General features: G+C 64.4%; 22 protein-coding genes, 1 tRNA gene and 1 pseudogene. 18 read left to right on the top strand and 6 right to left on the bottom strand.

Going from position 1 to position 25585, the window contains the following annotated elements:
- The 6 genes from C667_RS03865 to C667_RS03840 form a co-directional block, all read left to right on the top strand.
- Positions 1-339, top strand: a 339-nt coding sequence (locus tag C667_RS03865; protein WP_004357379.1) for an SPOR domain-containing protein, incomplete at its 5' end; no start/stop codon positions are given.
- Positions 340-447: 108 nt separating this feature from the next.
- Complete coding sequence (locus tag C667_RS03860) at positions 448-1575, top strand: D-alanyl-D-alanine carboxypeptidase family protein (RefSeq protein WP_004357378.1); 1128 nt, start codon at positions 448-450, stop codon at positions 1573-1575.
- Positions 1576-1648: 73 nt separating this feature from the next.
- Positions 1649-1933 (top strand): YbeD family protein, encoded by a 285-nt coding sequence (locus tag C667_RS03855; RefSeq protein WP_004357377.1) that lies wholly within the window; start codon positions 1649-1651, stop codon positions 1931-1933.
- On the top strand, positions 1930-2610 hold the full coding sequence (gene lipB, locus C667_RS03850; protein WP_004357376.1) for a lipoyl(octanoyl) transferase LipB: 681 nt from the start codon (positions 1930-1932) through the stop codon (positions 2608-2610). Before C667_RS03855 ends, lipB begins: the two co-directional genes overlap by 4 nt.
- A 66-nt stretch (positions 2611-2676) precedes the next feature.
- Complete coding sequence (gene lipA / locus C667_RS03845) at positions 2677-3624, top strand: lipoyl synthase (protein WP_004357374.1); 948 nt, start codon at positions 2677-2679, stop codon at positions 3622-3624.
- Between the two features lie 2 nt (positions 3625-3626).
- Complete coding sequence (locus C667_RS03840) at positions 3627-4349, top strand: SIMPL domain-containing protein (protein WP_039920737.1); 723 nt, start codon at positions 3627-3629, stop codon at positions 4347-4349.
- A 101-nt stretch (positions 4350-4450) separates the two neighbouring features.
- Here the strand turns inward: C667_RS03840 and C667_RS03835 are convergent, their stop codons facing one another.
- Entirely contained in the window at positions 4451-5098 is a 648-nt protein-coding gene (locus C667_RS03835) for a pentapeptide repeat-containing protein (protein WP_004357372.1), read from the bottom strand.
- 20 nt (positions 5099-5118) lie between these two features.
- A complete protein-coding gene (locus C667_RS03830) occupies positions 5119-5616 on the bottom strand; it encodes a TlpA disulfide reductase family protein (protein ID WP_004357371.1) in 498 nt (165 codons plus the stop codon).
- Between the two features lie 203 nt (positions 5617-5819).
- Here C667_RS03830 and C667_RS03825 point away from each other — a divergent pair, with 203 nt between their 5' ends.
- Complete coding sequence (locus C667_RS03825; RefSeq protein ID WP_004357369.1) at positions 5820-6260, top strand: bacteriohemerythrin; 441 nt, start codon at positions 5820-5822, stop codon at positions 6258-6260.
- 140 nt (positions 6261-6400) lie between these two features.
- Positions 6401-8392 (top strand): UvrD-helicase domain-containing protein, encoded by a 1992-nt coding sequence (locus tag C667_RS03820; protein ID WP_004357368.1) that lies wholly within the window; start codon positions 6401-6403, stop codon positions 8390-8392.
- 97 nt (positions 8393-8489) lie between these two features.
- On the opposite strand, the gene C667_RS03815 is transcribed toward C667_RS03820, so the two are convergent.
- On the bottom strand, positions 8490-8936 hold the full coding sequence (locus C667_RS03815; RefSeq protein WP_004357366.1) for a c-type cytochrome: 447 nt from the start codon (positions 8934-8936) through the stop codon (positions 8490-8492).
- Positions 8937-9084: 148 nt separating this feature from the next.
- Between C667_RS03815 and C667_RS03810 the strand changes: the two genes are divergently transcribed.
- Positions 9085-9161, top strand: a tRNA-Arg gene (locus tag C667_RS03810).
- 142 nt (positions 9162-9303) lie between these two features.
- Here the strand turns inward: C667_RS03810 and C667_RS03805 are convergent.
- A complete protein-coding gene (locus C667_RS03805) occupies positions 9304-9522 on the bottom strand; it encodes a helix-turn-helix domain-containing protein (protein WP_004357365.1) in 219 nt (72 codons plus the stop codon).
- Between the two features lie 148 nt (positions 9523-9670).
- Here C667_RS03805 and C667_RS03800 point away from each other — a divergent pair, with 148 nt between their 5' ends.
- The 9 genes and pseudogenes from C667_RS03800 (at position 9671) to C667_RS03770 (ending at position 20458) form a co-directional block, all read left to right on the top strand.
- The gene (locus C667_RS03800) at positions 9671-9904 is read left to right on the top strand and encodes a hypothetical protein (RefSeq protein ID WP_004357363.1); all 234 of its coding nucleotides are present in this window, start codon (positions 9671-9673) and stop codon (positions 9902-9904) included.
- Positions 9905-9929: 25 nt separating this feature from the next.
- A complete protein-coding gene (locus C667_RS03795) occupies positions 9930-11204 on the top strand; it encodes an Arm DNA-binding domain-containing protein (RefSeq protein ID WP_004357361.1) in 1275 nt (424 codons plus the stop codon).
- The gene (locus C667_RS03790; RefSeq protein ID WP_004357359.1) at positions 11197-12159 is read left to right on the top strand and encodes an HD domain-containing protein; all 963 of its coding nucleotides are present in this window, start codon (positions 11197-11199) and stop codon (positions 12157-12159) included. The genes C667_RS03795 and C667_RS03790 overlap by 8 nt, the downstream gene beginning before the upstream one ends.
- A 1263-nt stretch (positions 12160-13422) precedes the next feature.
- Positions 13423-15702 (top strand): NACHT domain-containing protein, encoded by a 2280-nt coding sequence (locus C667_RS25550; protein WP_004357357.1) that lies wholly within the window; start codon positions 13423-13425, stop codon positions 15700-15702.
- 224 nt (positions 15703-15926) lie between these two features.
- On the top strand, positions 15927-16163 hold the full coding sequence (locus C667_RS24725; RefSeq protein WP_083881263.1) for a putative quorum-sensing-regulated virulence factor: 237 nt from the start codon (positions 15927-15929) through the stop codon (positions 16161-16163).
- A gap of 184 nt (positions 16164-16347) precedes the next feature.
- Positions 16348-17427 (top strand): tetratricopeptide repeat protein, encoded by a 1080-nt coding sequence (locus C667_RS03785; RefSeq protein WP_004357355.1) that lies wholly within the window; start codon positions 16348-16350, stop codon positions 17425-17427.
- A 19-nt stretch (positions 17428-17446) separates the two neighbouring features.
- Positions 17447-17977: a hypothetical protein gene (locus C667_RS03780; RefSeq protein WP_004357353.1), complete on the top strand. Its 531-nt coding sequence runs from the start codon at positions 17447-17449 to the stop codon at positions 17975-17977.
- Between the two features lie 22 nt (positions 17978-17999).
- A pseudogene (locus tag C667_RS03775) lies at positions 18000-18683 on the top strand (SOS response-associated peptidase).
- Positions 18684-18835: 152 nt separating this feature from the next.
- Positions 18836-20458: an NERD domain-containing protein gene (locus tag C667_RS03770; protein ID WP_004357349.1), complete on the top strand. Its 1623-nt coding sequence runs from the start codon at positions 18836-18838 to the stop codon at positions 20456-20458.
- A gap of 80 nt (positions 20459-20538) precedes the next feature.
- Here C667_RS03770 and C667_RS03765 read toward each other — a convergent pair whose 3' ends face one another.
- Together C667_RS03765 and C667_RS03760 are read right to left on the bottom strand one after the other, a co-directional pair.
- Positions 20539-22362 carry a hypothetical protein gene (locus C667_RS03765; protein WP_039920733.1) on the bottom strand — a complete coding sequence of 608 codons (1824 nt, stop codon included), beginning with the start codon at positions 22360-22362 and terminating at the stop codon, positions 20539-20541.
- A 24-nt stretch (positions 22363-22386) separates the two neighbouring features.
- Positions 22387-25500 carry an SNF2-related protein gene (locus C667_RS03760; RefSeq protein ID WP_004357344.1) on the bottom strand — a complete coding sequence of 1038 codons (3114 nt, stop codon included), beginning with the start codon at positions 25498-25500 and terminating at the stop codon, positions 22387-22389.
- Positions 25501-25585 lie beyond the last annotated feature (85 nt).

The following is a 25585-nucleotide window of genomic DNA, read 5'->3' as shown; positions in this document are numbered from 1 at the left end:
TCGGTGCGGCCCGCCGACACCGCGATCGCGCTCGCCCCGCCCGAGTGCGAGGAAGGCCCCGCCTGCGGCGCGGCGGGCGGGTTCGCGCCGCCGGTCGCCTCGGCGAGCGCGGGCATCTTCCTGCAGCTCGGCGCCTTCTCCTCGTTCGCCAACGCCGAAGGTTTCCGCGACACCGTGCGCGGCCAGGCCTCGAACCTGGCGGAGCGTTTCGAATTGTTCACCGACGGCGAACGTTTCCGCCTCCACGCCGGTCCCTATGACACGGTCGAGGCGGCACGCGATGCCGCCGAGCGCATGGGCACCGTGCTCAAGCTCAAGCCTTTCGTGGTGGTGCGCTGATCCCGAGGCGCCACGCCCGGGTTGCAACAAAGGCTTTCCATTTTTGGCCCGTCCACGAGCGGCGCCTATAATCCGCCGTTCCCTTTCCCGCTTCTCCAGGTTTGTCCGATGCGTTTTCTGATTGCCGTCCTCGTCTCGCTGTTTTCGCTGTCCGCGCTCGCGCAGACGGTGCCGCCCCCCGCGCTGGCCGCCAAGGCCTGGGCGCTGGTCGACCACGCCACCGGGCAGACGCTCGCCGACAGGGACGCCGACGCCCGCATCGAGCCGGCCTCGCTGACCAAGCTGATGACGGCCTACATCACCTTCTCCAAGCTCAAGGAAGGCACGCTGAAGGCCGACCAGGTGGTGCCGGTGTCGACCAAGGCCTGGCGCATGGAGGGCTCGCGCATGTTCATCGAGCCCAACAAGCCGGTCAGCGTGGACGAGCTGATCCGCGGCGTGATCGTGCAGTCGGGCAACGACGCCTGCGTGGCGCTCGCCGAGACCATCGCCGGCAGCGAGGAGGCCTTCGCCGCGCTGATGAACCGCGAGGCCCAGCGCCTGGGCATGACCAACACCCACTTCACCAACTCCACCGGCCTGCCCGACCCGCAGCTGTACACCAGCGCGCGCGACCTCGCCCTGCTCGCGAGCGCGATCATCCGCGACTTCCCCGAGTACTACGGCCTGTATTCGCTCAAGGAGTTCACCTACAACGGCATCAAGCAGCCCAACCGCAACCGCCTGCTGTACATGGACCCCTCGGTCGATGGCATGAAGACCGGCCACACCAGCAGCGCCGGCTACTGCCTGGTGTCCACCGCCCGCCGCGGCGAGCGCCGCCTGATCTCGGTGGTGCTGGGCGCGGCCTCGGACACCGTGCGCGCGCAGGAGTCGCTCAAGCTGCTCAACTTCGGCTACCAGTTCTACGAGACGGTGAAGCTCTACTCCGCCGACGAGGCGCTGTCGAAGTTCCGTGTGTGGAAGGGTAAGCTCAACGAGCTGCCGGTGGGCTTCCTGAACGACTTCGCGCTCACCGTGCCCAAGGAGGCGGCGAACAAGATCCAGGTCAGCCTGGAGAGCCGCCAGCCGCTAGTGGCGCCACTGCAGCGCGGCCAGGAGGTCGGCACGCTCACGGTCGCGATCGACGGCAAGCCGCTCGGCCAGTACTCGGTGGTTGCCCTGCAGGACGTCGAGGTGGCGGGCTTCTTCGGCCGCCTGTGGGACGCGATCGTGATGTTCTTCAAGAGCCTCTGAGCGCTCGACCGAGGTTGGTTCGCGGCGATGCCGCGCCGCCTCGACCAGGAATCGACGGATACGGTGATGTGCCATGGCTGACCAGCAGGACGCGCAGACGCGTCAGAGCCTGATCGAATATCCCTGCGACTTTCCCATCAAGGTGATGGGCGCGCGGGTGGACGGCTTCGCCCAGGCGGTGATCGAGGTGGTGCTGCGCCATGCGCCCGACTTCGAGCCCGCGGGTGCCGAGATGCGGCCCTCGAGCAAGGGCAACTACCTCGCGGTGACCTGCACCTTCCGCGCGGTGTCGCAGGTGCAGGTGGACGCGATGTACCGCGAGCTCACCGCGCACCCGATGGTCAAGGTGGTGCTGTGATCGTCAAGCGCCTCGGCGAGGTGGAGTACGCGCCGGCGCTCGAGGCGATGCGCGTGTTCACCGCGCAGCGCGGGGCCGACACGCCCGACGAGCTCTGGCTGCTGCAGCACCCGCCGGTCTACACCCTCGGCCAGGCCGGCAAGCCCGAGCACCTGCTGCAGAACCCGGCCAACATCCCGCTGGTGCACATCGACCGCGGCGGCCAGATCACTTACCACGGCCCCGGCCAGCTCGTCGCTTATCTGCTTCTCGACCTGCCGCGCCGCCGGCTCAAGGTGCGCGAGCTGGTGAACCTGATGGAGCAGGCGATCATCGACACCCTGGCCGCATACGGCATCGAAGCCGAGCGCAAGGACGGCGCGCCGGGCGTCTACGTCGCCGGCGACAAGATCGCCGCGCTCGGCCTGCGCGTTCGCAACGGCTGCAGCTACCACGGCCTGGCGATCAACGTGGACGCCGACCTCGCCCCCTTCGGCTGGATCAACCCCTGCGGCTACGAGGGCCTGAAGACGATCCGCATGAAGGACTTCGGCGTCGACGCGGGCGTGGAGCAGGTCGGCGAGGTGCTGCTCGGCCACCTGCAGCGCCTGCTGCCGCCCCCATCGTCGGACATTGGGGAAACCGATAATGCGGCTGCGGCCTCGCCCGTCGCCGTGGCGGCGCGTGCCGGGTCATAATCGCGCCGACGGATCCGTCCGAGATCAGCCCCCTTCCCACCCGGAAACCAACAGAGAACAGCGACCATGGAAACCCCTGCGCGCAAGCAGCGCGGCGCCGACAAGACCGCCCGCATCCCGATCAAGATCGTCCCCGCCGAACGCCTCAAGAAGCCCGAGTGGATCCGCATCAAGCTCGGCGCCGGCATGGAGGCCGAGCGCTTCAACGAGATCAAGGCCACCCTGCGCGACCACAAGCTGCACACCGTGTGCGAGGAAGCCTCCTGCCCGAACATCCACGAATGCTTCGGCAAGGGCACGGCGACCTTCATGATCATGGGCGACATCTGCACCCGGCGCTGCCCCTTCTGCGACGTCGGCCACGGCCGCCCCGAGCCGCTCAACGCCGACGAGCCGCGCGACCTCGCCAAGACCATCGCCGCGATGCGGCTGAACTACGTGGTGATCACCTCGGTGGACCGCGACGACCTGCGCGACGGTGGCGCCCAGCACTTCGTCGACTGCATCCGCGAGACGCGCGCCGCCTCGCCGAGCACCCGCATCGAGGTGCTGGTGCCCGACTTCCGCGGCCGCATGGAGATCGCGCTCGACATCTTCGACGCGGCGCCGCCCGACGTCATGAACCACAACCTCGAGACCGTGCCGCGCCTGTACAAGCAGGCGCGCCCGGGCTCGGACTACGCCTACTCGCTCGAGTTGCTCAAGCAGTTCAAGGCGCGCCACCCGGACGTGGCCACCAAGTCGGGCCTGATGGTGGGCCTGGGCGAGACCGACGACGAGATCCTCGAGGTCATGCGCGACCTGCGCGCGCACGACGTCGAGATGCTCACCATCGGCCAGTACCTGCAGCCCTCCGGCGGCCACCTGCCGGTGCTGCGCTACGTGCATCCGGACACCTTCAAGATGTTCGAGACCGAGGCGCTGAAGATGGGCTTCAGGAACGCCGCCTGCGGCCCGATGGTGCGCTCGAGCTACTGGGCCGACCAGCAGGCGCACGGCGCCGGGGTGGTGTGATCATGGCCGAGGGTCGGATCGGGATCGTTCCGGCGCTCATCCTGGCCGTCGGCATCGGCTTCGCAGGCATGCAGGTGGCGGGAGGCATCGAGCGCTTCCGCATGGCGGAGCGCACCCTCACCGTGAAGGGCCTGGCCGAGCGTGATGTGAAGAGCGACTTTGCGGTGTGGACCGTCCCCTTCCGCCGCGCCGAGAACGACTTCGGCAGCGTGCAGCAGGCCCTGACCGCCGACCGCGAGCGCGTGGTCGCCTTCCTGCGCGAGCAGGGTTTCAGCGACGACGAGATCGAGGTGCGGCCCTTGCAGGTGCAGGACCTGCTGGCGCGCGAGTACGGCTCGGACCGCGTGGCCCTGCGCTTCACCGGGCAGGGGCAGGTCGTGGTCAAGTCGGCCCGCGTCGATCTCGTGGCCGCGGCGTCGAATCGGGTCGATCCGCTGGTCGAGGCGGGCGTGCAGCTGGGGGGTGATGGCAGCGACGGCACGCCGCGCTACCAGCTGCGCGGCTTCAACGACATCAAGCCGATCCTGCTCGAAGAGGCGACCCTGAGCGCGCGCGAACTGGCCAGCAAGTTCGCGGCCGATGCGGGCGCGCGCCTGGGCCCCTTGCGCAGCGCAAACCAGGGCGCGATCCGCATCACCGACGACGACGACTCCGACATGGACACGTCGCGCACGATCGGCAAGCGCCTGCGCGTGGTCAGCACCTTCCAGTTCGGCCTCGAGTAGGGCGGGCCGCGCCACCCGCGCACGCGCTGCCGGAACGTGGCGGCGGGTGCGGGAGACGCCGGGCACGCCCCGCCCGGCTCATGCGCGCCGCCCATCGTCGATCAGGGGCAGCCCTTGCAGCCGTCCGTCTGCGCGTTGAGGAAGATCGCCTGGTCGAGGTTGGCGCCGGTGAGGTCGGCGTTGGTCAGCTGCGCGCGGGTGAAGTTGGCGCCCTGCAGGTTGGCGCCGGCGAAGGAGGCGCCTGTGAGCTTGGCTGCGCGCAGGTTGCTGCGGGTGAGCTCGGCGCCGTCGAAGCGGCTGCGCTCGGCGCGCGCGTTGGTGAGGTCGGCGCCGCCGAGGCGGGCGGCGGACAGGTCGGCGTCGTGCAGGTCGGCGTTCTGCAGGATCGCGTTGCGCAGGTCGGCGTCCTTGAAGCTGGCGCCGGTCAGGCGGGCGCCGCGCAGGTTGGTGCGCAGCATCGAGGCGCCGTCGAGCGTGGCGCCCGCCATCTCGGCCTGGGAGAAGTTCGCCTCGTTCAGCGTGGCGCCGCGCAGGTTGGCGCCGGACAGGTCCGAGCGGGTGAACTGCGAGTTGGCCAGGTTCACCCCTTCGAGGTTCGCCCCGTTGAGGTTGAGGTTGGTGCACAGGGTGCCGCGGCGGATGTCGCAGCCGCCGATGTTGCCGCTGCGCTGGGCGTGGGCGGGCGGGAGCAGGGCGAGCAGGAGGCTGGCCGAAAGAGCGGCGTACAGCGTGGCGCGGATCATGGGCATGGGGAGCGTGGGCTTTCCTGTCAGGCGGGTTCGGCGAGGAGCTGCTCGAGCAGGCCGTGCAGCTTGTCGAAGTCGGGCTCGCCGAGGATCTTCTGCACGATCTGGCCGCGCTTGTCGAGGATGTAGCTGGTCGGCGTCAGGCGGACGCCCTCGAAGCCGCGCGCGATGTTGCCGTCGCGATCGAGGACGAAGGTGAAGGGCAGGGCGCTGCGCTCGACGAAGGCGGCGACCTGGGCGGGCGGGTCGTAGTCCATCGCCACCGCCACCGTGCGGTAGCCGCGCGCCTCGAACTTCTCCTGGGTCGCCTTCAGCGCCGGCATCTCCTTGATGCAGCTGGTGCAGGTGGTGGCCCAGAAGTTCACCAGCACCACCTTGCCGCGCAGGTCGGCGGTGCGGAAGCTCTGTCCCTGCAGCGTGGAGAAGGCCACGTCGGGCGCGGCCGGCTTCTGGGTGAACACGAAGAAGCCGGCGACGGCGAGGACGAGGACCGCGACGGCGGCGGCGATCTTGAGCTTCATGGCAAGGTCCGGAACGGTTGAAGTGCGCGGCGGCAGGCGCTTTGCGGGCGATTTTGAGCGAGCCACCCGGGCTTGTCACCCTCGCGCTGTCGGACAGGCGCTGTCTGCAAAGGTGCCCGGCTTGCTAGACTTGAAGCATCGGGGACGCGCGACCGGCGTCCCGGCGCTTGTTTTCCCCACATTCGATCCGAGGTAAGACCGCAATGAGCAACCCGCCCGTGTTCACCTGGAGTGACCGTTTCCTGCTCGGGCACCGCACGATCGACGACACCCACCGCGAGTTCGTCGATTGCGTGGATGCGCTGCTGCGCGCGCGCGACGCGGAGATCCCCGCCGCGCTCGACGCGTTCGCCCGCCACGCCGAGGCGCACTTCGCGCAGGAGGACGCCTGGCTCTCCGCGGCCGATTTCCCCACCGGCGGCGACTGCCACATCGACGAGCACGCCAAGGTGATGGCCTCGGTGCGCGAGGTGCAGGAGCTCGTCGCCAAGGGCGAGGTGGAGATCGCCCGCGAGCTCGCGCAGGCGCTGATGGACTGGTTCCCCGGGCACGCCGACTACATGGACTCGGCGCTCGCCACCTGGCTGGTGAAAAAATCCCACGACGGGCGTCCGCTGGTGCTGCGGCGCAAGGAACACCTTTGAGCCTCGCGCCGGCCGGGCGCACGCCGCCTCGCCTCCGGCGCGGCCCGGCCGACGCCCGCTGACCCGGACGCGCGATCGGCTAGAATCGTCTTCCACGCCGCCCGGCCGGGCGGCTTTGCTTTTCTGCGATCCAGCCCACGATGTCCGCCCTCCTCAACGCGCCCCAGCGCGAAGCGATCCGCTATCTCGACGGCCCCTGCCTGGTGCTGGCCGGTGCCGGCAGCGGCAAGACGCGGGTGATCACGCACAAGATCGCGCACCTGATCAACGAGTGCGGCATCAGCCCGGCCAACATCGCCGCCATCACCTTCACCAACAAGGCCGCCAAGGAGATGCAGGAGCGCGTCGCCCACATCATGGGCGGGCGGGTGCCGGGCGGGCTTACCGTATGCACCTTCCACGCGCTCGGCGTGCGCATCATCCGCCAGGAGGCCAAGCACTGCGGCTTGAAGCCGCAGTTCTCGATCCTCGACGCCTCCGACACCGTGCAGATCGTCTCGGACGTGGCCGGCGACAGCGACAAGGGCATCGCCAAGCAGATGCAGTGGCAGATCTCGTCGTGGAAGAACGCGATGATCACGCCCGAGGAGGCCGCGCAGCTCGCCGACAACGAGATCGCCTCGGTCGCCGCCAAGCTCTACAAGGAATACGAGCGCACCCTGCGCGCCTACCAGGCGGTGGACTTCGACGACCTCATCTCGCTGCCGGTGCGCCTGTTCGACGAGCACCCCGAAGTGCGCGAGCGCTGGCAGAACAAGCTGCGCTACCTGCTTGTGGACGAGTACCAGGACACCAACCGCGCCCAGTACCGGCTGCTCAAGCTGCTGTCGGGCGTGCGCGGCGCCTTCACCGCGGTGGGCGACGACGACCAGGCGATCTACGCCTGGCGCGGCGCCGATGTCGAGAACCTGAAGCTGCTGCAGCAGGACTATCCCAAGCTCAAGGTCATCAAGCTCGAGCAGAACTACCGCTCCTCGCGCCGCATCCTCGAGGCCGCCAACACCGTCATCGCCAACAACGAGAAGCTGTTCGACAAGCGCCTGTGGTCCGAGCACGGTCAGGGCGAGCAGATCGTCGTCACCAACTGCCGCGACGCCGAGCACGAGGCCGAGTGGGTGGCGACCAAGATCGTCGCGCACAAGTTCGAGCACCGCACCCGCTTCAAGGACTACGCCATCCTCTACCGCGGCAACCACCAGGCCCGCCTCATCGAGCAGCAGCTGCGCAACCACCGCATCCCCTACGTGATGTCGGGCGGGCAGAGCTTCTTCGACAAGGCCGAGATCCGCGACCTGATCGCCTGGCTGCGCCTGCTGGTGAACGAGGACGACGACCTCGCCTTCATCCGCGCCATCACCACGCCGCGCCGCGGCATCGGCGCCGCCACCATCGAGGCCCTCGGCGCCTACGCCGGGCATCGCCACAGCAGCCTCTTCGCCGCGGTGTTCGAGGAGGGGCTCACCCAGCACCTCAACGCCAAGCAGCTGCAGGGCGTGCAGGAGTTCGCCGCCTACATCAACCGCCTGCAGTACCGCGCCCCGCGCGAGCCCGCCGCGCAGCTGCTGGAAGACCTGCTCGGCGCGATCCGCTACGAGGCCTGGCTGTTCGAGCACTGCGACACGCGCGAGGCCGAATCCAAGTGGAGTAACGTGCGCGACTTCGTCGGCTGGCTGGGCAGGAAGGGCGAGGAGGACGGCAAGAACCTGCTCGAGCTCACCCAGACCATCGCGCTGATGTCCATGCTCGACAAGGAAGACCCCGACTTCGACGGCGTGCAGATGGCGACCCTGCACGCCTCCAAGGGGCTGGAGTTTCCGCACGTGTTCCTGGTCGGCGTCGAGGAGGGCCTGCTGCCGCACCAGAGCAGTGTCGACGAGGACAAGGTCGACGAGGAGCGCCGCCTGATGTACGTCGGCATCACCCGCGCCCAGCGCAGCCTCAACCTCACCTGGTGCGAGCGGCGCAAGTCGGGCAAGGAGTTCCGCGCCTGCGAGCCGAGCCGCTTCATCGCCGAGATGGGCGGCGACATCCGCATGAACGACCGCAAGACCGCGCAGCCGGTGACGAAGGAAGAGGGCAAGGCGCGGCTCGCCAACCTGATGGCGATGTTCGAGAACCGCGACAAGGGTTGAACGGCTCGGCGGCGCGTGCCTGGCACAGGCGTGTGCGGCGCGCGCACGAAAAAGGCAGCCCGCAGGCTGCCTCGTCCGTCGTGGTGCGCTTGCGGGCTTACTGCTCGACCGGCGGCTCGGTGTAGCCGGCGCCGGCGAGGTTTGCCAGATAGGCGACCGCGCGCGACACCTCGGTGTCGGTGAGGTCGCTGCCGCCGCCGCGCGGGGGCATCGCGCCCTTGCCGGCGATCACCGAGGCGGTCAAGCCTTCGAATCCGAGCGCGAGACGCGGGCCCCAGGCAGCGGCATCGCCGGTCTTGGGCGCACCCACTGCACCCGCGTCGTGGCAGGCAGCGCAGATGGCCTTGACGATCTGCTCGCCGGTGCGGGTGCCCGGCGTGATGGTCACGGCCTGGATCTCGACGCGCGCGACCGGCTGGATCAGCGTCGCGGTGGTTTCCGGATCGATCTTGCTCTGGTCGCCACAGCCGGCCAGCAGCGCGGCTGCGACCAGGGCGACGGGCATTGCGAGGCGGGCGGGCCGCAGGGTGCGTGGGTTCGACATGCTTTGGTCCTCGGACGGGTGGCGCAAGACGGGGTCTAAAGCACGGATTATAGCGGGCTAAAAACCATTGTGGCAGCGCGCCATGGACTTTGCCGCAGAAGCGGGCTATGCTTCCGCGCCTTGTCCGGGCGCTTCACCCGGACTCCGCGCGCCCGTAGCTCAGCTGGATAGAGTACTGCCCTCCGAAGGCAGGGGTCGGACGTTCGAATCGTCTCGGGCGCGCCATATTTTTCAATGGGTTAGGTCTTCGCGGACCTAGCCCATTGTTCTTTGTGCCCACCCTGTGCCCATTTTGTGCCCGCGTCGTGCCCGACGTTTTTGGCGCAAGACGTACTAAGTCACCACTTCGACCTTTGCCCGCCGTGCCTCACGCGGTGTTCGTTGCGTCGGGGATGTACTCGAACAACTCGCCAACCGTGCATTCGAACAATGCACACAAGCGATCAATGGTTTCGAGATCAACCCGATTTGCCGTCTCGTTGTAGAGCAGGGTGATTGTGTTACGGTGCAAGCCCGTTTCACGGGCTACATCGGCGATCTTCAGTTTGTGCTCGCCCATCAGGCGTGAGAGGTGGCAGCGCACCATTGTCGTCCCCTAGGACTAAATGTCGTTCAGAATGACAAAAAAGCCTTGACAAGGGCGTTTTGCGTCTTAGAATGTCATTCAGGGTGGCAAAAAGATCTTCTCGAAGACTTTCTGTCGTTCTGCATGATTCTAACGAGTGGAGAAAGCCATGTCACTGACTTACCTGACCACCGACGAACTGGCCGGAAGGATCAAATACGACCCGCGTACGATTCGCGAGCGCCTTAAAGACAGCGTCCTGTTGGAGGGAACGCACTACATCCGCCCCTTTGGCGGACGAAAGATCCTCTACATCTGGGAGCACATCGAGCGCGACATGGGCTGCACCTCCGAGCAGTCGTTTGCGATCCCAATGGCCAACGGAGGCGTCTGCCATGGCTAGCATCCGTGCCAGAAAGGATAACGGAATGCTCTTCATCGACTTCCGGTACCAGGACAAGCGTTACCGCGAACAGACCGCGCTCGGCGACACCGCAGCCAACCGCAAGCGCTTGCAGAAGGTGCTTGACCGCATCGAGGCCGACATCGCCGCCGGCACCTTCGACTACCGCCGCTTCTTCCCAGGCAGCAAGAACGCCGCGAAGTTCGATCCAGCCCCTGGGGGGATGGTCGGGCCGGTCAGCGCTGCTGCGGTTGCGTTGCCGTCGGCGGCAGCCAGCGTCGCGAGCACTCCGCTCTTCAAGGACTTCGCAGAGACCTGGTACGGCGAGAAAGAGGTGGAGTGGCGGCGTTCGTACAAGACCACGCTGCGCGCGACCCTCGATCGCGCCCTCATCCCGAGGTTCGGGGAGAAGGAGGTCGGCCAGATCTCCAAGGCGGACGTCCTTGCCTATCGCGCCGAGCTCGGGAAAGCGACCGCGAAAGGCAAGCAAACCAAACTGTCTGCGGCAAGGATCAACAAGATGCTGAACCCGCTCAGGCAAGTCCTCAATGAAGCGGCCGACCGGTTTGATTTTCGCACGCCCTTCGACAGCGTGAAACAGCTCAAGACGAAGCGCACCGACGTCGATCCCTTCACCCTCGCCGAGGTCAAGCAGATCCTCGACACCGTGCGGCCCGACTTCAGGAACTACTTCACCGTGCGCTTCTTCACCGGCCTGCGCACCGGCGAGGTCGACGGACTGCAGTGGAAGTACGTCGACTTCGACAACCGCCTCATCCTGGTTCGCGAGACCATCGTCGGCGGTGAAGAGGAATACACCAAGACGGACGGCAGCCAGCGCGACATCCAGATGAGTCAGCTCGTCTTCGATGCGCTGCAGGCGCAGTTTAAGGCCACCGGCAAGCTCGGCAAGTTCGTGTTCTGCAATCGGCTGGGGACGCCGCTGGACCACAAGAACGTCACCAACCGGGTGTGGTACCCGCTGCTGCGGCACCTCAACCTCAAGCAGCGCCGGCCGTATCAGTGCCGCCACACCGCCGCCACGCTGTGGCTCGCCAGCGGCGAGGCGCCCGAGTGGATCGCCCGTCAGCTCGGGCACACCACCACCGAGATGCTGTTCCGGGTGTATTCGCGCTACGTGCCCAACCTCACGCGGCGGGATGGCTCGGCCTTCGAGCGCCTCATCACGCAGACCCTCGGCACCCAGCTCCTGCCGGTGAAGACCGCCCCTGCGGAGGAGGCGGAGCAGGAGGCCGAGCTGCTGGCAGAGAACGCCGCTCAAGGAGGAGACCATGAGTGAATACCGCCTGCCCATCCCCACGGCCGCCCCGGACAACGTAGTGGCCAAGCTCCCGCCCGTGTTTCGCGTGCAGTCGATCAGCCGCCTGCCACTGGATAACCATTGCGTCCTGAACCGCGCTGGGCTGTTTCATGAGCGGGCCAGTCTGATGGTCGAGTGGCCCTCGCGCAAGGTCGATGTCCGGCTGGGTGCGGGTTGCCTGGTGTCGATTCGCTGGCTCGGTCGGCCTGTGAGCCTCGGCGGTGCGGTGCGCATCAGCCGCCTGGTCGTGCTCGGGCGCCCCGAGGCCAGCCTCGATCTCTTCCAGACGATCCCGACGGTCTGGGTGAAAGAGCGCACGCTCGTCCGTCGCGCCAGCGCGCTGTGGCAGCGCCTGCCAGCGCACTTCCAACATTTGTTCAACGCCATCTTCTGGGACAGCCGACGGCTGCATCGCTACCTGGTGGGCGCCAGCTCCTTGAAGGGCCATCACAGCTGCGTGCACGGCAATCTGTGGCACACCCTGGAGGTTGCCGAGCAGGCGCTCAGGATGGCCCAGGGCCAGCCCCTCGCCTGCCCCGAGGTGCTCCTGATGGCCGCCCTGCTGCACGACGCGGGCAAGGCGGACGAGTACCGTCTCGGCTACAGCGGTCTCGAGCTGACGACCCGCGGCAAGCTCGTCGGCCATCGCAACACCATCATCGAGTGGATCGCCGCCGCCATCGCCCACGCGCGCATCGCTCTCCCCGAGTCCCACTACCTCGGCCTGATCCACGCGCTGACGAGCGCCCGTGGGGCGCCGGATTGGCTCGGTCTGCGCGAGCCCTGCACGCTCGACGCGGTCCTGCTCTCTGCGGCGGACCGGCTCTCGGGGCAGATCGAGTTGATGGCGCGGCACTCGCCGGCGGAGGCCGGGTTCGGGCGGTTTCATCCGCATCTGCGCGGGCGCCCCTACGTGGTTGGGGCGGCTTTCTGAAGGGGGAGTCCGGGAAGGACTCCGCTGCGCGGACCTACATGAAGCAGGCAAGTCAGAGGGGCCTTTCCGCGATGTGGGGACGCGGCGAAGATCGGGTTGTCGGCCGATCCGGCCGTTCCAGTCGCCTCGAATGAACGACCGTAGTTTGCTCTATCGGTGCCGCTCATCGCGCTTCGCCGGTAGAACGGCAGCACCGAGCTGAGAAGTAATACCGAAACCACCTTGTACTAGGTGTAGTGGTTGCTCGGGCACAGCACGCATTCACCCCAAGCCACGCCCGCCTGAGCGTCACCAAGGGACGCGCCTCGTGAGCAAAATCTCAGCGGTGATCTGCGCGACCGAACAGAACACGACCGGTCAAGGGGGAGGAAAGGAAGGAAGCTTGTTTGTCTCGATGTCCTCGCATGCCCAAAGGACCGACGCCCCCAAAAAAATCGGGAGATGGAAGGTTGAGCATCGTCATTGACGGTGGCACATCGATGCTATGCTCACGCCGTAAATCAGAGGAGACACTGTGCCGACACTGACCATGTTTATCGACTACGACAATGTCGATCCCGCTCTTACGCGAGCAGGGCCTGTCAGCCTTACAAAGCTGCTAGTACCAGCCATACCAGCCAGCGTCTTTGCTAAGTACAACACGCTGAGAGCCCGGCTTTACGGCGGCTGGCGGGTTAACGGGGCTCTTACGGTCTCAGCCCAACGACTAGTACCCGACATTCGGTCGAACTCGCCAACCATCGTCAGCAATCCTAACTATTCCCCCGGAAAGCCAATACGGCTAGTAGTTGAACTTGCAGAAGGTCCTATTGGAACGTCTGTAACTCTTCAAGAAACTTTGGCTCGAGATCGCACCCTGCGAAAATTTAGAGCACGAGCTTCCCCCTGGACCGAATGCCATAATTCCGCCGGCAGCTGCGGGTTGGCACACGTTGCTTCCTTGACTCACAATACTTCGTGCTCTACTCCGGGTTGCACAACTCGGATAGGTAACGTACTTGTACGCGACGAACAAAAGATGGTCGACACATTACTAGTTGCAGACCTAGCGCATGAGGCGCTGGTGCAACGTGTCACCGACGTCGTCGTGGTTTCATCAGATGTAGACATGTGGCCTGGAGTGTTGTTAGCTGCCCATTCTGGCTGCAATGTTGTCCACGTACATACAAAGCACGGATGGCGAACGCAGCGACATCTCATTAATACTCTTAGCACCCACACCGCGCCTCGTTATCAACAGCTCAGCGTCTAGGCAAACACAAAATGGATATTAACGATTTTAGGCGGATTCTTACGACGTTTGCCGACGAACCATCCGACGTAGACATCCGTGCTGGAAAGGTCGTAGCACAAGTTCGCGATGAAGTAATCGAGGCGGGCATAACCTATTCTTCCGGCGAAGAACAACAACTACGCATTGTCGAGAATGAACAGGAATACGCCGCCCGTACTTGGCTGATTAACAGAGTAGCGCGACTTCCCCAGCTTGCGGATCGCATTATCAACTCCGCAAGCCCCACGGCAAAGACATCCACCAAAGCGGCATTCATCGTGCCTTCTGGGTTCATCTCCCCCGATCTTTCAAGCGCGAATGAGACGGATGACCCTGTGCCGGATGTACTGCAATGCATGCTTGCCAAGGCGTCTCACCCCATACCAGGCGCTACGTCTGTGTTGTACGTTACCTCAGACGCAGGAGAGGGGAAGACCACGGTTATTAACCGGGCCGCTTACCTCCAAGCTGAACGCTATAAGCAGAAACAGACCCACTCGCTGATAGTGCCTATTCCGCTAAGCGGCAGAGCGTTTCTAACATTCGACGATGCCGTTATTGCTGCCCTGGTGAATAAGCTCCGTTTTAACTATCTCTATTTTGATGGATTCATCGAACTAGTTCGCTTAGGAGCAATTGTTCCCGCCTTTGACGGCTACGAAGAAATGCTTGTTGAAGGGTCGAGAGGCGAAGCAGTTTCTGCGCTGGGGAACTTGGTGCAGCGATTGGACTCTTCCGGGACAGTATTCGTCGCAGCGCGTAAGGCGTTCTTTGAGTACCTTAGCTTTCGGACCCAAGCACGACTGTTCGATGCCATTGGCGATCGCTCTGCGGCGTTTTCTCGTCTTGCGCTATCCCGTTGGAGCAAAGAGCAGTTCTGCGAATACGGCAGGCTTCGTTCCTCAGGGCCCCCTGAGGAAGTGTACGAGATCGTCGCCGCAAGGCTTGGCGACGGACATCCCGTATTGACTCGTGCCGTACTAGTACGCCGCTTATTTGATGTCTTAGAGGGCGTAGCCCGCACCGAGTTGGCTGATCTTCTTGGCGCGAATCCGCACGACTATTTCTTTACGTTTGTCGACGCAATAGTGAAGCGTGAGGCCTCCGAGAAATGGATTTCGAAAGTATCGGGCGATGTTATGGAGCCCCTACTTGAGATCGGAGAGCATCATCAGATCCTGTCTCAAATTGCCCTGGAAATGTGGCAGTCATCAACCACCTCACTTCGCTACGACGTGCTGGATGTGATTGTCGACCTATTTTGCGAGTCGCAAGGGAAGAATGCTGTCGCGACGCGCCAAATTAAAGAGCGGATTAAACAACACTCATTGCTTTCAACCGATACTGCACGAGGACAGGGAGTCGGTTTCGATCATGAAGATTTTCAGAATTTCTATCTGGGTGAAGGGCTGGGGGTGCTGCTAAGCCGAGGAAGTCGTGCGGAGCTTCAAGCATTCTTATCTGTCAGTATCGTTCCGTTAGCAACGATTGAACAGGCTGTGCAGTACCTGATCAGAAGTAACCTTGACTCACAAAACGCCTTAAATGCAGTTGTGGCAATCGATCGGTTCGAAACAGGCTATTCCTTCTGCAAGGAAAATTGCGGTTCACTGGCCATTCGATTGGCAGAATGTAGCCAGGATGCTTCAAGCCCATTAGTGCTTAGCGGGATGTTCTTCCCGTCAAGTGCCCTTGCCGGGCGCACTCTCCGCAGAGCGGAGTTCAAAGAATGCCACTTCCAACCGACGCAGATCTCTAATAGCTCGCTTGATGAAGTAACCTTTACTGCGTGCGAGTTTGAGCGCCTTGAGATTGATAGTAGAGACGCGTCTCTTGGATGCAGGTTCTTGGAATGCAAGGTCGACTCGATCGTAATTCAACCAGAGGAAGAATACGTCTACGATCCGAATCTTATCGAACAGTACCTTGAACAGTTTGGAGCGAGGATCGGCGGCAGCGCAGGGAGCATTACGCCGATTTCGGAGGCGGATGACCGAACCAAGATCGTCGAACGAGTTCTGAGGTCATTTCTTAGGCATAGTCATATCGACGATGAGGGCATCCGTATTCGCCTCGGAAAGGCTTTCACCTCTAAATTTTATGATCAAGTGCTCCCGGATCTGATCGGCAACGGAATCCTTGAAGAAGTGCCGTGGCGAGGCCAAGGGGTGCAGAAGCGCTATAAACTTGTAAGGCCGATGTCGGAAGTAGGGGCCGCGCTGGAGAAGTCGAGCGGAAAATTTGATACCTTTATCGCCGCTTTGAAATAACGGGGTCTTGTGAACGCGCGCCGTGAGATTGCTGATCCTAGACTTGGGGTTGGGCGGTTTTCGACGGACGATTGACATGAACTTGGAAGACGCGTCTGCGGAGCAGCGCCAATGAACGGCAGCAGTGGAGCGCCATGCAGCTGCTCGTTCTGCGGAGCATGAACGGCCGCTCCGGCCGAGGACTTGACATCGCCCCAGCGCGCACCTGAGCTCCCTCTGGGAAGATGCAAGGCGGCCGGGCCATCGCCGAGTTGTCGGGGCACAACCTCGCGTGGTTCGTGCGGCAGAGTTCTCCACCAGGTCAACTAGGGCCGTCGGCACTGATGCATGAACTCGACCATAACAACCTGGTCGGTCTGGTTGAGCCCTTGCGTGGGCGCGGGACATGGGGGAAAAAGTTCGGGCAACGCGTCGTGCAGGGGCGTGCCGGTTGTCAACACTCGATGGGCACAGGTGTGTGAGCAGGGGCGTGGATAAGTGGTGCGACGCTACGCTGGACAAGGTTGCCCGGCCGTCGCTTATTAATTAGGCAACGCACTTTTCCGCGCCACGGCGTCAGGCGGTACGGGGCCCCGTGGGCGAAGCGCCATTTCCGTATGAGACAATCGCGACCGCATACATCCTTTCAGAACTGTCACCGCTCCGATGACCACCCGCCAAGCCCCCGAAATCTTCCAGATCCCGCTCGACGACCTCGACCCAGCGGGCCTGCCGCCACGCGGGACGCCCGAGTTCGAGCAGGCGGTGATCGGGCGCTACGCGCTCGACTACGCGGCGCGCGGCTGGCAGGCCGTGGTGGCGGTCGATGACGCGTTCGTGCGCGTGGTCGCGGTCCCCGAGCGCGGGGTCGAGCCGAAGGCCTACGTGCTGGGGCTGCTGCAAAACGGCTTCCTGGAGGATGCGCTGCCGGTGCTCGAGGCGCTCGACGGCATGCTGGACGACGCCGAGCTCGCCTACAGCCACGGGCTGTGCCTGTCCGAGCTGGGGCGACCGGCAGAGGCGGTCGCCCCGCTGCAGCGGGCGGTCGAACTCGACCCCACGCACGCGAACGCGTTCATCGCGCTCGGGGTAGCGTTCGCGCGCACCGGGCGCACCGATGAGGCGGCCAATGCGCTGCGCGACGCCGTCAAGCTCGAGCCCGCGAACGCCTTCGCCAAGCGCAACCTGGCGGCGGTGCTGATGCGGTCGGGGCGGGCGGCCGAGGCGCTGCCGTTCTTCCGCCAGGCGGCCAGTCTGGCGCCGGCCGACCCGGGGGCGCAGCTCGGGCTCGCGCAGTGCCTGGAAGAGCTCGGGCCGTCGCACGTGAAGGAGGCGGCCGAGCAGTACAAGGCGGTGGTCAAGCGCTTCCCCGATCACCAGGCCGGCGAGATGGCCGAGGAGGCGCTCACGCGCATCGGTCACGAGGAGATGCGTGCGGCGGTCGACGGCGGCCTGCGCATGGACGCGGTGATGTACATGCAGGCGGCGCTGGACCGCTTCGCCAAGCTCGACCAGGCGAAGGTCGGGCAGATCGTGATGGAGATCGCGCTGCTCGGCCGCAACGGGCTCGAGATCAACAAGCCGGCGGTCCGCTACACGCTGCAGAACCTCGAGGGCGAGTTCTCCGGCCTGGCGCTCCTGGCGTACATGCATGTGGGCTTTCGGATGTTCGACGCCAAGGGCGACGCCGGGACCGGGCTCGATCGAGAGTACGAGGCGGCGGTGAAGATGCGCCGCGAGCGCTGAACCCGGCGAGGACCCCGACATGAGCCAGCTCCCCGAACGCTACCGGGCGGCGATCGCGCCGCTGATCGACAAGGCGCGCGAGTTTCTCGAGAAGGGCGAGGAGCTCGCGGCGATGGCCTTCGTCGGCAACTTCACCACCGGCGCCGTGGTGCCGACGCCGCTCTTCGGCCGCGGGCCGGCCGACAAGGATGTCGCGGCGCGCGCGGTGAAGATGCTCGCCGAGCAGCTCGACGCCGACTTCGTCTTCGTGCTGATGGAGGCCTACAGCCTGAGCGCCGACAAGGTCGCCCGCTATGAGGAGATCCTCGAGGAGTACGGCTCGCTGGCCGACTGTCCGGCGAGCTCGCGGATCGACGTCGTGAGCCTGTCGCTCGAGACCCGCCACGGCGTGTGGGTCGCCCAGGTGCCGATCAAGCCGAAGGGCATCAGCAAGAAGAAGCGCACGATCGGGGCGCCAGAGTTCCGGCATTACACCGAGGTGCAGGGGCGGTTCACGGATCTGCTGCCGGTGAAGGAAGGCGAGGGCGGGGCAGGCGGCACGCTGCACTGAGGCCACCGGGGAGGGCGCGCGCATGTGCGGTCGTTACGCCCTCTACGGTCCGGTCTCGCGCCTGCGCGAGGCCTTCGACGCGGTGCCCGAAGGGTTCGAGTTCGAGCCGCGCTGGAATGCGGCGCCGCTGCAGTGGCTGCCGGTGGTGCGCCAGCGGTCGAACGGCGAGCGGGTGATCCACCGCCTGCGCTGGGGCCTCGTGCCGTCGTGGTCGAAGGACGAGGCGATCGCCACCAGGTTGATCAACGCGCGCGGCGAGTCGGTCGCCGAGAAACCTTCGTTCCGGGCGGCGTTCCGCCGCCGGCGCTGCGTCGTGCCGGCGAACGGCTTCTACGAGTGGCAGCACCTCAGTGACCGGCAGGGCGGCGGCAAGCAGCCGTTCTACGTCCACCCGGTCGGGGGCGAGTTCTTCGCGCTCGCCGGGCTGTGGGAGCGCTGGACGAGGCCGACCGACGGCGAGGAGCTCGACACGTTCACGATCGTCACCACCGAGGCCAACGCGGCGATGCGCCCGCTGCACGATCGCATGCCGGTGATCCTGGCGCCGGGGGATTGGTGGGCGTGGCTGAACGGGGCGACTGCGGTCGACTAGGTGCAGGGGCTGGTGAGGCCGTGTCCGGAGGCGGCGCTCGCGGTGTATGCGGTGGGCAGGGCGGTCGGCAATGTGCGCAACGAAGGCGCCGGGTTGATCCAGCCGCTCGTCTAGCTGCTCTGCTTCCCGTCGCTCATAAGTTGCGCGTGATTATCGAGTATCAATGGCCGCATCCAGGCCGCCACTCACGCGGCAGCCGAGCTGCCGTCGGCGCGTTCTCATTGTGGGAGAATCCATGCCGTCATCCTCAACAACAAGCACACCCGATGGCGCAAATATCCCCGGCTCTGGATACCCTCCGGCACGATGCCGGCCTGTACCGCGAGCTTGATGTTCTGGACCGTCTGCAGCAGTCGCTGCCTGGCGGTTACGAGGTCTTCCATAGCGTCGCCTGGCAGACCGCGCATCAGGGCGAGGACCGGCACGGGGAGATCGACCTCGTCGTCCTGGCGCCGAGCGGCAACATCCTCCTTGTCGAGGTCAAGGCGGGCGAGCTCGCGCTGATCGAGGGCAATCTCGTCAAGCTCTACGGGCAACGCGAACACGATGTCGCCCGCCAGACCCGAGTGCAGCATGCGGCCATGCTCAACCGCCTTGCCGAGGCCGGCCTGCATGCGCACGTCACGGGCTGCGTCGTTCTGCCCGATTATCAGGTGGAAGAGGCCCGCATCGTCTCGATGCCGCGCGAGCGCATCATCGACGCGAACGACTACGCGCACCTTGGGACCCGTGTGCGAGAGCTGCTCGAACATGGCAGCAGTCGCAGCGACGTGCAATCGCTCCGCCGTTTCCTGGGGAACGTCTTCAAGGTCTCGATCGACCTTCAGGTGCTCGGTGACCAGTTGCGGCAGACGAGCCGTCGCCTCGCCGATGGCCTCGCGACCTGGGTTCCGCGTATTGACTCACCATCCGGCGTGGTGCGCATCCAGGCGACAGCGGGGGCGGGAAAAACGCAGCTTGCGCTCCGCCTCCTCGACGACGCGGCGGCCGCAGCGCAGCGGGCGCTTTACGTCTGCTTCAACCGGACTCTGGCGGACCACATCGGCCGCATCGCACCGGCGCGTGCGCGGGTGTCGAGTTTTCACGAGCTCTGTGTGGAGCACTGGCGGCGCACGCAGGGTGAGCCGGACTTCACCGCAGAGGGCATCTTCCAGGCGGTCGTCGACCGCTACGGCAGCGACGCGCAGGACTTCGAGGCGCTGTACGACCTCGTGATCATCGACGAAGGGCAGGACTTCGACCCCGAGTGGGTCGCGAGCCTGCTGCCGCAGTTGAGGGAAGACGGGCGGCTCTATCTGCTCGAGGACGAGGCGCAGCGTCTCTACGAGCGCGACGGCTTCGATCTCGACGGTGCGGTCAGCGTGCGCTGCAACGACAACTTCCGTTCGCCGCGCGCCATCGTCGATGTGATCAATGCGTTGGGCTTGGCGGAGGGCGTGGTCGAGGCACGCAGCCCCTACGTGGGCGAACTCCCGGGGTTTCTTGCCTACGACGACGAGCGTGGCCTACGCCGCGAGACGCTGGCGGCGGTGGAGTCTTTGCGCGAACGCGGCATTCCCCTCGCCGACATCGTCGTCCTGAGCGCGCGCGGACACGGTCGTTCGCACCTGCTGAAGGAGGCGAAGCTGGGGGCGTTTGCGCTGCGGAAGTTTCTGGGGCGGTACACGGCCGACGGGGAACCGGTGTGGTCCGAGGGCGAGCTCCTGATCGAGTCCGTGCATCGGTTCAAAGGGCAGAGCGCCATGGGCGTCGTGCTGGCGGAGGTGGACTTCGACCAGCTCGACGAGGCAGCACGCAGGCGCCTGTTCGTGGGGATGACGCGGGCGCAGTTGGGGTTGGAGGTGGTGGTGTCGAGGCGAACAGAGGCGGATCTTGCCGCCTTGCTGTAGGGCGTCTTTTGTTGATCGACGCGGTATTGCATTACGACGCCCTACCGCGTGCCAGACATCGTTAACGGTGAACCTGCCGCTCAGCAGTGTTCCTTTCCGACATAGTTCTCTGCCCAGGATGTGTCTGGCTTTAAGGACAGCTTCGGGGGAGGGAGTGCTCTCGTAACCTTGCCCACCTCGAGGAAGCTCAGGCCATACGCCACGGTCATCCGGTCGTAATTGCTTCGGTGAAGCCCCGGGGCCTCGAGGTTCTTGGGCAACTCGATTCGCCGGGGTTCAGCCCTGAGCCAACTGTAGCCAGGCATCGACTGCATCTGGCTCTGCAGCTTGCTGTAGAACTCCATACGCATGCCGCCTCCGCAATAGAACGCAGGTACGCCGATCAACTGGGCGGGGGTGAGATGCCCATCTCTCCATGCTCGCCAGTAGCTCTTGCCACGCACCTGGCTGACCACCTTTTTCTGGAAGAAGGTGTCGTCGGGGTCGTCCGAGGGCTTGCGTAAGAACACCTTCGCATCATGGACGTAGCGAGTGAAGCGACTCGGCAAAGCGACGGTCCGATCCGTCGGATACTTGTGCTCTGCCAGCGCGCTCGAGATGAGTCCGGCCGCAGGTTCGCTGCACTGCGAAAGCGCCTCTTCCCACCAACCCACACGATGACGATGGAGGTTCATGACACCGTGCGGTTCGACGATCGAGGTGAAAAATTCGAAGTCCCATTTTCCCCCGCGCGCCGGCTTGACGTGGAACAGCGATGAATCGACCGAGCCGGCGCCGACGTCCACCATCAGGTAGATGTTCTGCTCCCTACGATTGAAACGGCTCGAATTCACGAAGCCGTAGATCTGCGCGGCGATCTCCGGAACGACGCTGATCTCGACATCCTCGTCCTCCGACATGCGCTCGGGGGCTGCCGCAATTTCGCGTTTGCGATCCCTTGCTGCTGCGACTGTGGTGCTTGAGATATCTCGAGGCATACACGCTGCAAGCCAGGCCACGTGCGCTACATCGTTGAAGGTCTGGGTCAGCTCATCGTCCAGGTGGTGGGCGACGGGCAGGCCAATCGAGAGCTTCCACAGGAGTCGGGTTCGGGCGAAGACGTCCGCATGCGTTTCGAACAGCCAGCCCCGAGCTTGCCTGATGACCAGGGCGAGCATGGCGGACACGCGCTCGCGCAACACCAGGTCGCCGGGGTTCGCAATCAATGCGAGTTTCAGGTCGCGATGCGTTTCGTCTCCTTCGCATAAGGAGAACCGTCCTGCCGATTCGTGCAAGCGGGTCGGCAGGAGATACCGGGCGACATCGCTTGCCGTTGTGAACGGTACTGCGAAGGCTTTGCCAAGGGCAGGGTCGCCGATCACCACCTTGATGCTCGACGTCCCGAAATCGACCCCCATGGCGATCAGATGCTCGTCATCCGCCGTCTCGTGGCAGCACTGGCTGCTCCGTCCCAACTCCTCGTATACATCCAGCACTTCGAGCTCGACCTGTTCGTCGAGGGTGAGCGCAAGCCTTGCGGCGGAGCCGAGGCGAACCTCATATGGCGACACCTTGCCTTCGGGCGATTTGCCTGCACGCACGGGTGACGAGTCGTAGCAAGCGAGGGGAGCGGCCCTTTGAGACGATTTGACTGGCGCCTTTGCGCGAGCCACCGGATGCTCCGCACGCCACTTCTTGCAAGCTTCGGCGATCGGGTCGGATCTCTTTCCTTCCTTGGGTGCCGTGGGTGCCTTGGGGCCCGCCGGGGGCGATACCGTCGGTGTTTCCGCGCTTTGGCCCGTGTGCTGTGATGACTCGCCACTGCCGGTTGGGAGAACCTTTCGGGTCTCGACCTTGGCGCCTGGAAGCTGCACGCCCTTCTCTGCAAAGGCCTTCTTCAACAGTTCTGCCATCTGGCCAGCCATCTTCTTCTCCCTTTTCGTGCCGGTTCAGACCACTCGGATGACGCCGCCTGACACCATGCTGTCGTGGGCGTGGATCGACTCCTTCAGGCGCAACTCAGCGATCCGTGCCTCGATGCGCTGGGTGAGCTTCTTGAGCCGGCCCTCTTCCGCTGGAATCAGTCGCCTCTGCTTGTCGGTACCGTGCAGTCGATACTTCTCGATTCGTTCGTGGAAGCGCCTGCGCTGGTTATCCAGGTGATGCCGAAGGGTGTTCACCATGAAGCTGACGCGATCTCGGTTCTCGCGGATCTGTGCGTCACGAAATGCGCGAAAACGCTCTTCGAGCTCGGCACGGCAGTCGTCGAGCACCCCGGCGGTGTGCGCATGGTTCAGGCTTGTGCTTGCGCCCAGCCAGTCCCGGCCCTGGAGACCGGCGGCATTCACGAGAAACTCCGCCTGCTCGCCGTCGAGCAACCAACCGTCCGCAAGCCGCTGGACCAGATACTCCAGCCGCTCGATGTCGCGGGCACCCGAGACGGTCCAGCGTGCGATCGCATAGACGTAGATGTCGCGCTCGATGTTTCCAACCGTGTTGCCCAGGATTTCCACCGCCGCAACCGGGCTGTATAGCGGCCCCTTTCCAGCCTTCTTCAACTCATCCGCCACGAAGCGCACGAGCGGATGATCTTGCGTGATCCGTTCCTTTCCGGACGGGTTCCGCCCATGACGGTTCTCGAAGATGAGCCTTGGCGGTGCGGCGCCAAGAAGGCGTGTTGCGCCCTGAAGCCGTTGTTGCTGGAGAAACTCGGAGAAAGCGACGCGGGCCTCGGTCGAGAGCTCGATCACATGCTCGAGCTCGTCGTCATCGTCCGCAAGCAAACGCGTCCCCGGAAACTCTCGCTCGAGAAAATCCTTCACGTAGGCGAGCAGATCTTCGCCTCGGATGAAGCGACCCAGCTCCTTGGCGGCCTGTACCTTGTTCTGGATGAAATCGCCGTGGGCGATCAGTTGGGTGGCTTCCTCTTCCAGCAGCGCCTGCTGCCTGCTCACTCGCTCGATAGCAAGACTGGCGCGGTCGATGCGTTCTTGTTCCTGCTCCGGTGTGAGCTTGTGCGACAGCAGCTCGTAGCTCAGCGTGCGGATCTCGGTGCCCAGCATCGCCTCCATGCTGCCGAGCGCCTGGCGGAAAATGTCGAGGCGCTCCAGCAGTCGGTCGTAGATCCGTTCATCAATCGTGTGCGTGTAGATGAAATTCCAGATCAGGATCTTCTCGGCTTCCTGTCCGATCCGGTCGATACGACCAATGCGCTGTTCGATCCGGGCGGGGTTCCAGGGCAGGTCGTAGTTGATGAGCAGGCTGGAGAACTGGAGGTCCACACCCTCGGAAGCGACCTCTGAAGAAATCAGGATGTCGGGGCCTTCGGTCGACTCGAAGTGCCGCAGCACGCCATGCTTGTCCATCCCGCCGTGAAGCACTGCAGACTGGATCCCTTCTGCCGCCAGCCGGCGTGCGAGGTAGTGGAGCGTGTTGCGGTAGAAGGAGAACAGAACGATCTTCTTGCCGGGGTAGGCGGCCCAGTATTGCTTCAGGTTGCGGACCAGCATGTCGTACTTGCTGTCCACCGATTCGAGTGCCGTGTGGTCGCCAACGCGTCGTGCAATGCCTACGAGTGTTCGCAATAGGGCGCCAAGGTTCGGGCGTTTCTCGTTGTCCTCGGCGTCGCCGTAGAGCTCGAAGACCTCGCTTTCAAGCTCTTCGTCATCGACTTCCGTGCGATCGAGCCAACCCTTGCACGCGGCTGCCACGCAGCTGGACAACTGGCGCTGCGGAATCGTCAGCATGAAGCCTTCGGAGATGTCGATCCGCGCGCAGAACTCGCGAACCGCCTCGGTCACTCGATCGTAGAACTCGCGCTCGATCGGGTTCATTTCCACGCGGATCGTGACTGGATCTCTCTGTACGCGCATTTCCTGCACGTCGCGTTTCAATGTTCGCGTGACAACCTTGGTGAGCGGATTGATGCGGTCCAGCTGATCGGCAATTTCTGAGCGTCCGCGCGGCGAGGAAAGGTCCTCGGCAGAGGGCGGATGATTGATGAGGTGCTCGAGCTGAGCGTTGTCGCCGAAGATGCGACCACCAACTGCCTCACGCAAGGTCTCTACGAAATCCGTGGGCGTGACCACGTGACTCAGGATCCGGTCGCGCAAGGCGACGATCGGTGCGTTTTCCTGCAGGGAGTATTGGAACGAGGTGGGGAAGGGGAAGGAGTCCTCGTCGATCAGGTTGAGCAGGTTGAAAAGATCGTCGCTCCGCAACTGGATCGGTGTCGCCGACAGCATCACCATGCTCTGCACGACTGGACGAAGCAGCCGGGCCAGACGATGGGTAGCCGTTTCGTCGTTTCGCAGGTAGTGCGCCTCGTCGATGATCAGCATGTCGAGCAGGGGCTCTTCGAGGTCCGCCTCGTTCAGAAAGCGCGCCAGCTTTGCAGTGGTTGCCTGGGAGGGCTCCTCATCGTCATTCCAGCCCTTGGCCGGGCGCAAACCCTGCATGCTGGCGATCAGCGCGAACTGCTGCTGGGGGCGTTCTCGTACGCTCTGCAGGTGGTCGAGCAGGCCGCGTGCATCGACGATCTCCGCGCTCACCCCGAAGCGCTCGGAGAGTTCGGCCTTCCACTTTTCGCGAAGCATCGCGGGACAGATCACCAAGAGGCGCTTCGCATCGACACGGGCGCGGAGCTCCGTCCAGATCAGGCCGGCCTCGATGGTCTTGCCGAGGCCGACCTCGTCCGCAATGAGGATGCCGTTCGAAGGCGAGTCGAGGAACTGCAGTACGGGCTTGAACTGGTAGGCAAGGAACTGCGTGTTCGTCGTGTTCAGGCTGTAGATGAGGTTCGCCAGCCGACCGCTTAAGCGGTAATACGTGATCGCGCCACGGAGATCCTCGACTCGGCCGTAACGACCACTGGCCACCATTGCATAGGGGCCGGCCGATGCCCGGTCGACCTTTTCGAGCGAATTCTTGAGCACGAATTGCTCGTCTCCATCCGTGAAGGTGACGAGAACCCGGAGTCGATGCGGTGGGCCATCGGTTTCGTTACCGAGGATGCCAACCCTGCCCGGGTTGGCCTTCAAGCGGACTTTGTCGCCGGGCTGCATTCAGATCTCCGAGGTGGTGCGGGAATCCAGTCGCGTGATGCTGTGCATAGTATGCATCAAAATGATGCCCATCCAGCCCCGGCGC

It is taken from the genome of Thauera phenylacetica B4P, from assembly GCF_000310225.1.
GTDB lineage: Bacteria > Pseudomonadota > Gammaproteobacteria > Burkholderiales > Rhodocyclaceae > Thauera > Thauera phenylacetica.
The sequence above is the reverse complement of the archived record's forward strand: the minus strand, read 5'-3'. Positions and strand labels throughout refer to the sequence as shown.

Coding starts and splice junctions, on each gene's coding strand:
- C667_RS03860 (WP_004357378.1), top strand. CDS start 448: ATGCGTTTTCTGATTGCCGTCCTCGTCTCGCTGTTTTCGCTGTCCGCG.
- C667_RS03855 (WP_004357377.1), top strand. CDS start 1,649: ATGGCTGACCAGCAGGACGCGCAGACGCGTCAGAGCCTGATCGAATAT.
- lipA (WP_004357374.1), top strand. CDS start 2,677: ATGGAAACCCCTGCGCGCAAGCAGCGCGGCGCCGACAAGACCGCCCGC.
- C667_RS03840 (WP_039920737.1), top strand. CDS start 3,627: ATGGCCGAGGGTCGGATCGGGATCGTTCCGGCGCTCATCCTGGCCGTC.
- C667_RS03835 (WP_004357372.1), bottom strand. CDS start 5,098: ATGCCCATGATCCGCGCCACGCTGTACGCCGCTCTTTCGGCCAGCCTC.
- C667_RS03830 (WP_004357371.1), bottom strand. CDS start 5,616: ATGAAGCTCAAGATCGCCGCCGCCGTCGCGGTCCTCGTCCTCGCCGTC.
- C667_RS03825 (WP_004357369.1), top strand. CDS start 5,820: ATGAGCAACCCGCCCGTGTTCACCTGGAGTGACCGTTTCCTGCTCGGG.
- C667_RS03820 (WP_004357368.1), top strand. CDS start 6,401: ATGTCCGCCCTCCTCAACGCGCCCCAGCGCGAAGCGATCCGCTATCTC.
- C667_RS03815 (WP_004357366.1), bottom strand. CDS start 8,936: ATGTCGAACCCACGCACCCTGCGGCCCGCCCGCCTCGCAATGCCCGTC.
- C667_RS03805 (WP_004357365.1), bottom strand. CDS start 9,522: ATGGTGCGCTGCCACCTCTCACGCCTGATGGGCGAGCACAAACTGAAG.
- C667_RS03800 (WP_004357363.1), top strand. CDS start 9,671: ATGTCACTGACTTACCTGACCACCGACGAACTGGCCGGAAGGATCAAA.
- C667_RS03795 (WP_004357361.1), top strand. CDS start 9,930: ATGCTCTTCATCGACTTCCGGTACCAGGACAAGCGTTACCGCGAACAG.
- C667_RS03790 (WP_004357359.1), top strand. CDS start 11,197: ATGAGTGAATACCGCCTGCCCATCCCCACGGCCGCCCCGGACAACGTA.
- C667_RS25550 (WP_004357357.1), top strand. CDS start 13,423: ATGGATATTAACGATTTTAGGCGGATTCTTACGACGTTTGCCGACGAA.
- C667_RS24725 (WP_083881263.1), top strand. CDS start 15,927: ATGCAAGGCGGCCGGGCCATCGCCGAGTTGTCGGGGCACAACCTCGCG.
- C667_RS03785 (WP_004357355.1), top strand. CDS start 16,348: ATGACCACCCGCCAAGCCCCCGAAATCTTCCAGATCCCGCTCGACGAC.
- C667_RS03780 (WP_004357353.1), top strand. CDS start 17,447: ATGAGCCAGCTCCCCGAACGCTACCGGGCGGCGATCGCGCCGCTGATC.
- C667_RS03770 (WP_004357349.1), top strand. CDS start 18,836: ATGGCGCAAATATCCCCGGCTCTGGATACCCTCCGGCACGATGCCGGC.
- C667_RS03765 (WP_039920733.1), bottom strand. CDS start 22,362: ATGGCTGGCCAGATGGCAGAACTGTTGAAGAAGGCCTTTGCAGAGAAG.
- C667_RS03760 (WP_004357344.1), bottom strand. CDS start 25,500: ATGCAGCCCGGCGACAAAGTCCGCTTGAAGGCCAACCCGGGCAGGGTT.